We start from the raw sequence: 12,996 nt of genomic DNA, 5'->3' as shown, positions 1-12,996 counted from the left end.
ATCTTGTATAAAGAATTATGATGAAAAGGAAATTGTTTTTTTATTATGGATTATTGGTTTCAGTGTGGGTCGCATTTTCGTCCTGTTCAGCCTTAAAGCCGGCTTCAGCTGATTCATCACAGCATGGCTCGCTTAGTCAGAATAAAATAAATCCAAGTATTGCTTCACGCACTCCGAAAGAGATTGATCCGGCAACACTTGCATCTCAGGAGAAATTTATTGAGGCAATGAAAATGAAAATGCTGGGAGAAAACCAACAGGCATTAAATCTTTTTAAAGAATGTATAAAAATTGATCCGAATAATGCAGCGGCATTTTATAATGCTGCAAAAATTTTTTATGATCAGAAGCAGTATGGGGATGCGCTTGCGTTTGCTGCTCAGGCCGGCAAGCTGAATCCGCAAAATGAATGGTACCTGGACCTTTATAGTACACTACTTGGCGGAACCGGCAACTATAAAGAAGCGATCAGGATATACGATCAAATGTTGCAGTTAGATCCCGACAATTCCATGGCATGGTATAATAAAGCTTTCTTCCTTGACCAGAATAACCAGACGGAAGAATCGATAAAAATTTTCAATCAGATTGAAGAAAAATTTGGGGTAAATGAAGATGTTATAAATGAAAAAGTAAAATTATGGCTCAAATTAAATAAGGCAGATAAGGCCGCTGCAGAACTTCAGAAATTAATAAATAACAATCCGGATGACCTGAGAAACTATTCGCGTCTTGTTGATTTTTATTTAGCGAATAAAATGGATGATAAAGCCTACCAGGTGCTTCAGGAAATGATAAAAATAGACCCGGATGATCCCCGTTCAAACCTCGTACTGGCAACTTATTATTCAAGAAAAGGTGAAGATGAAAAATCTTTTGAATCCTTAAAAAAAGCCTTTGCAAGCCCGGATTTGGATATCGATGTAAAAATCCCGGCCTTGCTTTCTTATATTCCTTATCTTCAAAAAGACGGGAAGAAAAAGCAGGAGGCATTAGAGCTGGGCAAGGAACTGGTAAATGCTCATCTCAATGATGCTAAAGCTCATGCCATATATGGTGACATATTAAACCAGCTGGATCAGTTCGGGGATGCAATCACTGAATACAAAAAATCAGTTGCAATTGACAACAGCAAATTTGCTGTGTGGCAACAGATCATGTATTTGAATGACCGAATTAATAACTATGACTCACTGCTGGTAATCAGCAACCGCGCAATAGAATTGTTTCCTGACCAGATTTTGGCATTTTACTTTAACGGATATGCCAATATGCAATTGAAGAAGTATAATGAAACCATAACTGCAATAGGAAAAGCCATTCAGATAGGCTCTGATGATAAGAAGCAAATTGCAGGATTTTATTCAGTTATAGGGGATGCCTATTATTATCTCAAAAATAACCAGGCGTCTGATAGCAGTTATGACTTAGCTTTAGTATTTGATCCTGAAAATGCTTATGTACTTAATAATTATAGTTATTTCCTTTCTGTAAGGGATGAAAAGCTGACCATTGCAAAAAGCATGGCAGAGAAAGCAAATATGCTTGTTCCGGACAGTCCCGCTTATGAAGATACTTATGGGTGGGTATTGTATAAGACCGGTGACTTTCAGGAAGCAAAAACATGGCTTGATAAAGCACTGAAAAATGGTGGTGACCAGGATGGAACCATTCTGGAACACTATGGAAATGTATTGTATAAGCTGGGTGAAACAAATGGAGCTGTTCAATATTGGCTAAAAGCAAAAGACAAACATGTGGATAGTGATACCATTGATAAAAAAATTGCCGAGCAAAAATTATTTGAATAAATAAAAATGTAACTGACTGAGTGTAAAAGGATTTCAGGAAAGTATTTGAATGTTTAAAAAATGCCGGTATCATATAAGTTTCCCAGGCATAGCGCTTTTATTATTGCTTTGCGCTTCCTGTAAAACCCCATCTGTAATTTCAAAAATCAGTATTCCCCCGGCTGCATCAAAAAAAGTAAATGCATTGCAGGATAGCATGAACTTGCATCTGCAGCATTTTGATTGGTATGCTGCAAGAGTTAAAATCTTAATTAAAGACAGCGGAGATCAAACTGAGCTCACAGCTACCATTCGCATTCGACAGGACAGTGCGATATGGATTTCTGTATCTCCCGGATTAGGCATTGAAGTAGCCCGCATTTTAATTACTTCAGACTCCATTCGTGGAATAGACCGAATACATCAAAAACACTATAGTGAAGGGTTTGACTTTTTTAAAAAATATACTTCGCAGCATATTGATTTAAAAACATTGCAGGACTTAATTGAAGGAAACCCGCTTTTTCTAACGGATAAACAATTCATTCCTGAATTAGGAGATTCTACACTACAGCTCGAATGGACACAGGATTCTTTACAAAATTTAATATTGCTCAATCGTCAGTTTCAATACCTTACGCAAACGATACTGGAACCATCATCCGGTTTAGTGGTTTTAACAAATGGTCAGTTCGATACAAGTTATTCTCCCTCCATAGCCATGTGGAGAAAAATTGAATTACTTAAACCACACCCGGCAGTAATCATTCTTACTTTTAGCAAAGTAAAGATCAATGATCCTCAAAACATGCCCTTTAATTGAGTTAAAGATTAAAGAGACTTCAACAATTTTCTAAAATAGATATGTGTTTTCTTTTTGTGCTGAATGTTAAAGAACCTGCATCCCGGCCTTTAGTGCCTGTAAAATCTTTCTGTTTCTATTTAAAAATCATACTGAGTTTTTCATTTTTTTTAATACTGCTCGCTCCTTCCTCGTATGCCCAAAACGGTCAGAATAAAGAAGACCTTGAAAAAAAGCGTGATCAGATTGTAAACCAGATTAATGATTTGCAGAAACAGTTAAACCAGACTAAAAAATCAAAATCAGTAAACCTGACACAGCTTACACTTCTTCAAAAAAAAATTGAGGTACGCCAGAAGTTGATCCATGAGTATACGGTTCAGATTAATCAATTTGATAAACAGATTAATGAGAAGTCGAGAACGATTCGCATGCTTGACCGGAATTTAGATACCCTGAAGAAAAATTATGCAAACATGATTTACTATGCTTACAAACACCGGAGCTCATACGACAAATTGATTTTTCTTTTTTCTGCTGATAATTTTAATGAAGCTTTTATTCGCCTTAAATATCTCAAGCGTTATACTGCGTACCGGCATATGCAGGCAGATCTTATACTAGCAACTGAAGAAAGCTTAAAAAAACAGATGGGAGTTTTAAAAACTGCAAAAAAAGATAAGTTGCAAATGGTAATGCAGCAAACACAGCAGAAAGATCAATTAGCAGCAGAAAAATCGGAAAAAGATAAGATGGTTAAAACCCTTTCCGGGCAGGAAAAAAAAATTAAGGCTGATCTTAGTAAAAAAAAGCAGGAGCAGTCGCAATTAAAAAAACAGATCGCTGACCTTATCCGTAAAGAGATTGAAGAACAAAAAAAAATTGCTGCGTCAGCAGGTAAAACCAATAGCTCTTCATCCTCTCTTGCCTTAACTCCTGAAGCTGCTGCGCTTTCTGCAAGCTTTGAAAACAATCAGGGCAAGCTGCCCTGGCCTGTGGAAAAAGGGGAGATTATTGAATCATTTGGAGAGCATCCGCATCCTTTACTTGAAAATGTAAAAATGAAAAATAATGGTGTAGATATTAAAACAGGTACTGGCGCTTCAGTACGTGCTTTATTCAAAGGCAAAGTGGTAAGCATATTGTCAAACCCAGGATATCATAAAGCAATATTGATAAAGCATGGGGAATATTTTACAGTCTACAGCAATTTAGCATCTGTGAATGTAAAAACCGGAGAAGAAATTTCAACCAAACAATCCATAGGAACGGTTTATAATAATGAAAATGGAATTACAACGGTACATCTTGAAATCTGGAAGGGTACTACACTACTCGATCCTGAGAACTGGCTTCTTCGCAAATAAATTCTACATAGTTTCAAGGTAGTCAAGATCCTTACCAAAAGTTTCATCTGTTCTCCATAAAGCCCAAAAGGATACTACTAAAACAATGATACCCACCGAAAGCGATGCGGTTATTATATTGCCGGATTGTGTTTTCAGAAATAAAAAAAGTGAAGTCATTGGTACTACACAGCCTCTCACGAAATTAGGGGTAGTTGTAGTAACTGTGGCCCTGATGTTGGTTCCAAATTGTTCAGAGGCAACCGTCATAAATACTGACCAATACCCATTTGCAATGCCAAATAAAAAAACAAAGAAATAAAAAAATGGTACTGAAGAGCCTTTCAATGAGACATAGATAAAAACACATATTGCATCAGCCAAAAGGAAATAAAACAATGCAGATCTTCTTCTTTTCAAATACTGGCTCAGCAATCCGCAAAACAATGCTCCGATAGAAGCTCCAGCATAATGGTACATTATTGTATTTCCTCCCGTAATGATGGTTTTCCCGGTAGAAGAATTGACTCCGATGTTAAGCTTTTGTGCATATTCGGGTCCGAAAGTGATTAAAATACCAATTACATACCATATGGGAATACCGATTAAAATGCCTTTACCATATTTAGCAAAGCGTTTCCGGTTACTAAATAAGCTCAAAAAATTTCCACGCGGTACTGCCTCTTTTTTTACCTGGTGAAACATTCCGGATTCATAAGCTCCTACACGGAGGATCAGCAATCCGATACCCAAGGCACCACCGACATAATAAGCTGTTCTCCAGTCAAATTCCTTTGCTACGATGCCTCCGGCAACAGCGCCAAAAATTCCAAAAGCTGCAACTAAAGTAGTACCATAACCACGACGTTCTTTGGTCATTACCTCAGAGACCAGTGTAATTCCGGCACCTAATTCTCCGGCCAGGCCAACACCTGCAATAAAACGATAGACCGCATACATTTCAAGCGATTGCACAGTACCATTCAGAATATTTGCTAAAGAATATAAAAATATAGAGCCAAATAATACTGACAATCTTCCGCGTTTATCTCCTATAATTCCCCAAATAATACCTCCAATCAGCATTCCGCTCATTTGCCAGTTGAGTAAGTATGCGCCTTTATTTAGTAACTCATCTCCACTATAACCTAATGATTGTAAGCTTGGCACCCGCACTATTCCAAACAATAGAAGATCATATATATCAACAAAATAACCGAGTGCAGCAATGATTACTGCAAGGTTAAGAATGTTGGTTGACAACACTTTTGTTCCGGACATAAAAAATATTGATCGTGCTAAAAGTAATAAAAGCCGGAAGAGCTATTCCTGTGCAGAGAATATTTTATGGTAAATCTTGCTCTAAAGAAGGATATTCCAGCCATCAAAATCACAATCATTTTCATATCCCAGATCTACCATTTGCTTAGACCATTTTGTAAGTGTCTTGTTTTCCATCTTCATAATCGGAGCACGCCCTTTTACCTGCCATTTATTATCACTCCGATCCCGATCAATACCCGAGATTTCATAATGTAATTTTGAAATTTCTATCGCCAGATTTATAGCTTTATCCTCATCATCCGTATAGAAGAAAAATTCAACCGGCAACACTTTCCCTCTGCCCCCGCCCTGCTCCCGGAACTGGTTTAACACTTTTGAATTAAAAAAGCGCTGCAGTACTCGCTTTTCACGGTATTCATCTTCAGAAATAAAGCGATACTTACCGGAACGAAAAATGTTGTAATGTGCCATATGGTATTAATAGTTTGGATTTTCATAGAAGTAGAAATTAGTTTGGTCATATAACTTAAATCCAGCAGACGGATACAAATGGTTTCCAACCATATTTGTTTTTTCCGTTTCAAGAAGCACTCCATGTGCCATAGATTCTGCAGCCAATATTTTACATTTTTCCAACAGCAGTTTTGAAATACCCTTGTTCCGAAACTGCGGCCTGACGAAAAGATCGTTTAACAACCAGACCGGTTTCATATTGATAGAGGAGAACAACGGATAAAGTTGGGCAAATGCAACGGCACTTTGATGTTCTTCTATTGCGAGAAAAATTACAGATTGTCTGTTAATAATCCGGTCATGTAAAAAATTTCGGACACCTTCTATGTCTGATGATCGATGGTAAAAAATCCGATAGGCATCAAACATGACGGACAATTCATCCAACCTATTAAGTTCGGCTTCAACAATTTTCATGGCACGTTCCTTTTATATTAAAATAATACTGCCATTTTAATCCGGAAATAAAGCCGTGTAGTTTGTGAATTCATATTGATGAAATTCAAGGAATAAGTGATAGCCTGAACTCCTTTCATAAGTATATTCAGCTCAAAATAAAATTAATATTTATATTTTCCAATAGTTGAAAATCTGATACGGGCACCTTTGTTACTTTATTCTTGCATATTCTCTCATTTTTTAACATTAAAATATTTTCAGGTTTTCTGTAAGTCCAGGGGGAGTTTTCCCACAATAAAAATTTTTAAGAATTTAATACTTGCTTTAATAAAGCAACTTCAAAAGAAATTTATTGAAATATTTCTTTGACAACTGTTTAACAAACCTAATCTTGCATGCTCTGAAAATATATCGAAATGAGGATATTACTGCCATTGAGGGAGCGTGGAAGATATCGCAAAACCGGGATGATAAAAACTATAAGAACATTATCAGTGAGCTAGAGAAGCTAAATGATATTAATTCGGCAATGATTACTGGAGAAATGAAAAAACTAGATAACGGTCAGATATAATTTCAGTCTATAAGCATATATTCACCCGCTTAGTTAAATTCCAGGCGATATACAACTCCGGATTTTTTAGGACCAATACCATTTTGACCCAATACATAGAGCTCACCATTTTCATCTTCTCCAAAGCTGTTTATGTAAAAATTATTTTTTAAATCAGCACTTGCAATAGCTAAATCCCTGCGCTCCCATGATCCGGTTGCTGGCTGCTGCACTAACACAAAAATTTTTCCTGTCCAATCTCCGAAAATATATTTTCCTTCCATCTCAGGGTATTTTGTTCCACGATAAACAAAACCACCAATTATACTTTTTCCAACTGTATGATCATATTCATGAATGGGAAAAATTAGTCCCTGCGTATTGCAGTTATGGGAAGGATTATAACAATGGCTTCCTTCCATAATGCGCCATCCGTAATTTTTTCCCCTCTCAATAATGTCCACCTCTTCATAATCATTTTGGCCTACATCTGCGCAAAACAGCCTTCCGGTTGTTCGATCGAAAGAGAAACGCCACGGGTTCCTTAATCCATAAGCAAAAATTTCATCCTGACCGGATTTATTTACAAAAGGATTATCACCCGGAGCTACAGGTCCTGTGGCAGCATTTATATCAATTCTTAAAATTTTTCCGAGCAGTGTATTAATATTCTGTCCGTTTCCGGTAGATCCATGATGATCACCTGCACCTCCTCCATCACCTACGCCTGCATATAAATAACCATCCGGCCCAAAAACTAGCTGACCTCCATTGTGGTTGGACTCTGGCTCATCAATTTTGAACAATATCCGCTCACTGTTGGTAGCAAGATCTGCATTAGGTGAACCAGTATATTCAGCAATTATGCTTGTATTGTCCATATTTTTTTGAAAAGGCGGTGCTGAATAGTAGAGATAAAATTTTCCGTTTGTTTTAAAATCCGGATGACATGCCATGCCAAGCAATCCTTTCTCAGAATAAGAGCCGCTTAGTTTATCCAGCTTTGATGAAATGTTAATAAAAGGAGTGGTAAGTAATTGACCATTTTTAATAATGCGAACCGTTCCTGCTTGTTCCACTACAAATAACCTTCCGCTTTTATCTGCCGGAACAGCCATACCAATTGGACCTTCCAGCCCGGAAGCAATGAGTTTTAAAGTAACTCCGTAGCTGATGGAAGAATCAGCAGCATTGCTAACACCTTTTTTTTCGTTCCTGAATGAACAGGATATAAAAATTAAAAATAGAATTCCGATTGCGTTAATATTTACTTTTTTCATGAACTGGTTTACAATTACATCTGACTGTTTAAATCAAATAATTAGTATTGATAAAACCCTGCACCTGTTTTTCTTCCTAATGATCCGGCATCAACCAGCTGCTGTTGAATACGGCTGGGCCGAAACTTTGGTTCCTGGTTAAATAAATCATAAAGAGATTTTGTAACATTCAGATTTGCATCGACCCCGATAAGATCAATCAGCTTGAATGGGCCCATTTTGAATCCGCTTGATTCCAGTAATGCATCAATGGCCTCCATTGCCGCGATCTGCTCTTCCAGGATTTTTAATGATTCTGTATGGTATAATTTCCCAATTCTGTTTACAATAAAGCCGGGAGCATCTTTTACCATTACGGGGCTTTTTCCCATTTTTTGAGCAAGAAGAAAAACAGTGGTTGCATTTTCATTGCTTGTTGCCGGGCCTGATATCACTTCCACCAATGTCATTATATGGGCAGGATTAAAAAAGTGCATTCCTACCAATCGTTCAGGATGGTGTAATTCTTTTGCAAGAAGAGTGATGGGAATAGAAGATGTATTCGTACAGATAATAGTGTTGTGATCATTTAGCATTTCAAGCTTAGTAAAAAGTTCTGATTTGGTCTCCAGCCTTTCTATTATTGCTTCAATGACTAATTCACATTTTAAATCAGAAAAATTGGATGAAAGTGTTATTCTCGAAAGCAATTGATCCTGTTCTTCTTTTAAAATTTTTTTCTTTTCTACTGCACTTTGCAGATTTTTTTTAATGATATCAAGGCCTTTCAGTGTCGCCTCACGCTGCACATCATACAAGATAGTTTTATAACCTGCATGAGCAATGATTTGTGCGATACCGGAACCCATAATACCAGACCCTATAACTGCAATACACTTTACTTCATCCAGTTTCATAATGATTTGTCTTTTTTCAAAGATAATTTTTATAAGGATGATAGGATTTATAGGTTCCCATCTTTTGGGATAACAGAAAAACGCTTTCTGCAAAGGCCTATCTTTATAGGTTTACTTAATAGAAAACGGTGGAAAAGGATTTGACATCATCATCAGGAATGGATTCATTTCGTATACTGATGAAAAAAATAAGGAGTCGCGATCTGAAAAAATTCATCGAAGAATTTGCTGTTCTTAATCAAGGATTCCGTACGGATTTATTACTGCACTTTACCGATAAGTTACCCGGACATGGCACCAAAAAGTTTCTCACTTTGCTCAGCAGCATCTTATACAGTGCCGCAGATGAGAAAGGATTCATTTCAAAATCCGGAGAAAAACAATTGGGTGACAGGTTGAATTATTTATTTAATGAGGCAGATGATCAACTCTTAGAAAACAATTTTCTGGATCCATTTCATTTAGCTGTTACGCTGATAGAATTGCCATTACAAAATTTTGATACAGATGAAATTCCGGAACTGTTTGAAAGTTGCATCGGTCGGTCTTTTGATATTCTTCAAGCCATATTAAGTTCTGATGCCGGTTACGATTTAAAAGAAGAAATAATAAATCTTGCTGTGGCCGCGATCACGAAACAAGACCAAAAAAATATTTATTGGCTGAATTTACTCGCTAATGACTTCATTGAAAAAAGTAAATTCAACGAGCTGCTGAAGATTATAAACAACTATATTGAAACATTAAAAAATCAAGGTGAGCTTTCAAGAATCAAATATTTTGAAGAGTATTTATTGCGAAGAAAAGTCGAGCTGCTTGAAATAATGAATTTAAAAGAGGAAGCTCAAAAAGTGATATCGGGGAATCTTCATATTTCATCTTTCCGCGCGCAGTTGATAGACACCGCAATCCTGCAGGAAAATTTCAGTATGGCTAAAAAACTGATTAAAGAAAGTAAGCTGATTGAAGAACAGCAGTCCCGCCTGAATGTAAGCTCACAGTGGGATAAAATGCTGCTTATGGTTGCTCAAAAGGAAAATGATATTCGAAATATCAGAAACATTGCCTTAAGGCTATTTTTTGAGGGCTACGACATAAATTATTATCGCATTGTAAAAGAAACTTATTCTCTGCGTGATTGGAAAGAGAAAGCAGAATCTATAGCTGATAAAATAAAAAGTGAACGGAATTTTGGAATAAAAAATATTTACGCGCTTTCATCACTATATATAGAAGAGCAGGATTTTTTAAAATTATTGCAGCTCCTTAAAAAAAATGAATCGCTCGGGTTTGCAGAATCCTGTTTCGAATATTTAAAAGATAAATTTCCGGTGGAAGTGGTAGAAGTCTATAAAGAAGCACTGAGGCGTTACGCAGAACACAACTTAGGCCGAAATCATTATATTTATCTGTGCACAACCATGAAAAAGATTCAATCTCTTCCTTCCGGCAATGAGACAATCAGGTTATTGGTAAACGAGTTTAAGGTGAAGTACAGCCATAGGAGGAATATGGTTAAAGAATTGAATAAGGTGATCTTCTGAAATGGGAATAAATGAGTTTAAAATAAATTACCATACACCCTCAAACTGTTCGAGAAAGCGCACATCGTTTTCAAACAATAATCGGATATCAGTTATACCATATTTTAGCAAGGGCAATCTCTCAATGCCCATTCCCCATGCATATCCCGAATATATTGCAGGATCTATACCGCAATTTTCCAGAACCTTAGGATGCACCATCCCGCAACCAAGAAGCTCCATCCATTCGGTATTGCCTTTTTTTCGAATATCCATCTCTGCAGAAGGTTCGGTGAATGGAAAATAGGATGGGCGCAAACGGTATTCATACTCTGCTCCAAAAAATTCATAAAAAAAATAATGAAGCGTTTGCTTCAGGTCGGCAAAAGAGACATCTTTATCAATATAAAGCCCTTCTAACTGGTGGAAAATAATGTGGTGTTTATAGGTTATGGTTTCATTGCGATAAACACGACCCGGGGCGATAATCCTTATGGGTGGTTTGTGGGTTTCCATAACCCGGACCTGTACATTGCTGGTTTGAGAGCGTAAAATCACGTTTGGATATTCGATGTAAAATGAATCCGTCATGTCCCTCGCAGGATGATTTTCAGGGGTGTTCAGAGCAGTAAAATTATGCCACTCATCTTCAATCTCCGGACCCTCGGCAACAGTAAACCCTAAACGGGAAAAAATATCAATCACCTTGTTTTTAACAATAGAGACAGGATGGAGGGATCCGATACGGATAAAATTTGCGGGACGGGTTACATCAATTTCTTCATTTACTTTTTCGCTAGAAAATTCTAAATCCTTTTTTTCTTTTTCAAACCTTGCTTCTGCTTTTAGCTTAAGCGTATTAATCAGCTGACCGAATTCTCTCCTTTCAGAAGATGGAACATTTATTATTTCTGCAAAAAGGTCTTTCAAAACATTTTTGCTCCCCAAGTATTTTATTCTGAACTGCTCTAACGAGGTACTATCCGTTATCGGCGTATTATTTATTTCAGCTTGTATATCCTCTATGCTTTTAAGCACTTCCATAAATTGAACAATTTTGAGATTATGAAATCTCTGTATATCAGATTCGACACATTCAGCTAGCGATTAAAAAGATCACCTTGAATAGTTAGGTGCCTCATTAGTAATTACTACATCATGTACATGGCTTTCGCGCATAGCGGCCGCCGAAACCCTTACAAATTTTGCTTTCTGAAGAGTTGGAATATCAGGTGCACCGCAGTATCCCATGCCTGCACGTAATCCGCCAATGTATTGAATCATCACTTCGGTAAGTGAGCCTTTAAAAGGCACTCTTCCTACAATTCCCTCCGGCACTAATTTTTTAATATCATCTTCCGCATCCTGAAAATACCGGTCTTTAGATCCTTCCTGCATAGCCTCTACGGAACCCATACCGCGGTATGACTTAAATTTTCTTCCTTCAAAAATTATAGTTTCACCGGGAGACTCTTCAACGCCTGCAAAAAGAGATCCTGCCATTACAGTATCCGCTCCTGCTGCAATTGCCTTTACAATATCCCCTGTAAAGCGTATCCCGCCATCAGCTATTATTGGAACATCAGTATGTTCCAATCCTTTTGCAGCCTCCATAACAGCGGTGAGCTGTGGTACACCTGCTCCTGTTACAATCCTGGTGGTGCAAATCGAACCGGGGCCTACGCCAACCTTTACTGCATCTGCACCCGCTTCTGCTATGGCAAGAGCACCTTCCCTGGTTGCTACGTTTCCTGCAATTATCTCGAGATCCTTAAAATTATCCTTCACCTTCCTTATTGAATCTAAAACACCACGGGAATGCCCATGTGCAGTATCGATGCAAACCACATCGACTCCGTTTTGCTTCAGTGCTGAGATCCGATCAAGCATATTTGACGTGACACCGACCGCTGCCCCTACCAGTAATCTTCCATATCTGTCTTTGCACGCATTAGGATGGCTTTTTAAATTGATAATATCCCTGTAGGTAATTAGTCCTTTAAGGTAACCTTTGGTATCGACTACGGGAAGCTTCTCCACTTTATTCTCCTGCAGAATTATTTCCGCTTTTTTTAAATCAGTTCCCTCGGGAGCCGTGATGAGCTGTCCCCTGGTCATTACTTCTGAAATTTTACGCTTCATATTTTTTTCAAAGCGCAAATCCCGATTGGTAAGTATTCCAACCAGTAAACCAGACTGATCTACTACTGGTATCCCTCCTATTTTATGGTCCTTCATCAGCTGACGTGCTATGCCAAGTGTGTCATCAGGATGCAGGGTAATCGGATCAATAATCAACCCGCTTTCACTGCGCTTCACCTTCCGGACTGCTTCAGCCTGCCGTTCAATGCTCATATTTTTATGAAGTATTCCGATGCCGCCATTGCTTGCCATAGCAATGGCCATTTCCCAGTCTGTAACTGTGTCCATCGCGGCTGAAATAATCGGTACGCTTATTTCAATATTTTTTGTAAGGCGCGAATTCAGCTTTACCTCACGGGGAAGCACTTCAGAATAGGCGGGAAGCAGCAGTACATCCTCATAAGTTAATCCATCCAGAATAATTTTATCAGCTTCAGAAGTCATTATAAAACGGTTGTGCAAAGATAA

Annotated in this window: 11 protein-coding genes; 4 read left to right on the top strand and 7 right to left on the bottom strand. The window is 37.8% G+C overall.

Going from position 1 to position 12,996, the window contains the following annotated elements:
* Window positions 1-17 precede the first annotated feature (17 nt).
* The 3 genes from H0W62_03880 to H0W62_03870 are packed head-to-tail and all read left to right on the top strand — an operon-like array spanning window position 18 to window position 3,959.
* Entirely contained in the window at window positions 18-1,811 is a 1,794-nt protein-coding gene (locus tag H0W62_03880) for a tetratricopeptide repeat protein (protein ID MBA3647681.1), read from the top strand.
* Window positions 1,812-1,860: 49 nt separating this feature from the next.
* Window positions 1,861-2,613, top strand: a complete 753-nt coding sequence (locus H0W62_03875; protein MBA3647680.1) for a DUF4292 domain-containing protein — start codon at window positions 1,861-1,863, stop codon at window positions 2,611-2,613.
* A gap of 41 nt (window positions 2,614-2,654) precedes the next feature.
* Complete coding sequence (locus H0W62_03870) at window positions 2,655-3,959, top strand: peptidoglycan DD-metalloendopeptidase family protein (protein MBA3647679.1); 1,305 nt, start codon at window positions 2,655-2,657, stop codon at window positions 3,957-3,959.
* Window positions 3,960-3,962: 3 nt separating this feature from the next.
* On the opposite strand, the gene H0W62_03865 is transcribed toward H0W62_03870, so the two are convergent.
* The 5 genes from H0W62_03865 to H0W62_03845 all read right to left on the bottom strand — a co-directional run bounded on the left by H0W62_03865 (window position 3,963) and on the right by H0W62_03845 (window position 8,863).
* A complete protein-coding gene (locus tag H0W62_03865; GenBank protein ID MBA3647678.1) occupies window positions 3,963-5,219 on the bottom strand; it encodes an MFS transporter in 1,257 nt (418 codons plus the stop codon).
* An 81-nt stretch (window positions 5,220-5,300) separates the two neighbouring features.
* On the bottom strand, window positions 5,301-5,693 hold the full coding sequence (locus tag H0W62_03860; GenBank protein MBA3647677.1) for a ribonuclease E inhibitor RraB: 393 nt from the start codon (window positions 5,691-5,693) through the stop codon (window positions 5,301-5,303).
* Window positions 5,694-5,699: 6 nt separating this feature from the next.
* Window positions 5,700-6,152 carry a GNAT family N-acetyltransferase gene (locus H0W62_03855; GenBank protein ID MBA3647676.1) on the bottom strand — a complete coding sequence of 151 codons (453 nt, stop codon included), beginning with the start codon at window positions 6,150-6,152 and terminating at the stop codon, window positions 5,700-5,702.
* Between the two features lie 585 nt (window positions 6,153-6,737).
* Window positions 6,738-7,967, bottom strand: coding sequence for a PQQ-dependent sugar dehydrogenase (locus H0W62_03850; protein MBA3647675.1), 1,230 nt, complete (start codon window positions 7,965-7,967; stop codon window positions 6,738-6,740).
* Between the two features lie 41 nt (window positions 7,968-8,008).
* Window positions 8,009-8,863 (bottom strand): 3-hydroxybutyryl-CoA dehydrogenase, encoded by an 855-nt coding sequence (locus H0W62_03845; GenBank protein MBA3647674.1) that lies wholly within the window; start codon window positions 8,861-8,863, stop codon window positions 8,009-8,011.
* A gap of 128 nt (window positions 8,864-8,991) precedes the next feature.
* Between H0W62_03845 and H0W62_03840 the strand changes: the two genes are divergently transcribed.
* The gene (locus tag H0W62_03840; GenBank protein MBA3647673.1) at window positions 8,992-10,407 is read left to right on the top strand and encodes a hypothetical protein; all 1,416 of its coding nucleotides are present in this window, start codon (window positions 8,992-8,994) and stop codon (window positions 10,405-10,407) included.
* A 27-nt stretch (window positions 10,408-10,434) separates the two neighbouring features.
* On the opposite strand, the gene pheS is transcribed toward H0W62_03840, so the two are convergent.
* Both pheS and guaB read right to left on the bottom strand, forming a co-directional pair.
* Complete coding sequence (gene pheS / locus H0W62_03835; protein MBA3647672.1) at window positions 10,435-11,430, bottom strand: phenylalanine--tRNA ligase subunit alpha; 996 nt, start codon at window positions 11,428-11,430, stop codon at window positions 10,435-10,437.
* A gap of 72 nt (window positions 11,431-11,502) precedes the next feature.
* The gene (gene guaB / locus H0W62_03830; protein MBA3647671.1) at window positions 11,503-12,972 is read right to left on the bottom strand and encodes an IMP dehydrogenase; all 1,470 of its coding nucleotides are present in this window, start codon (window positions 12,970-12,972) and stop codon (window positions 11,503-11,505) included.
* Window positions 12,973-12,996: the final 24 nt, after the last annotated feature.

The organism is Chitinophagales bacterium, assembly GCA_013816805.1.
Taxonomy (GTDB): Bacteria; Bacteroidota; Bacteroidia; order Chitinophagales; family UBA10324; genus MGR-bin340.
Note: the sequence above shows the minus strand (reverse complement) of the source record. Positions and strands in the feature narration are given on the sequence as shown.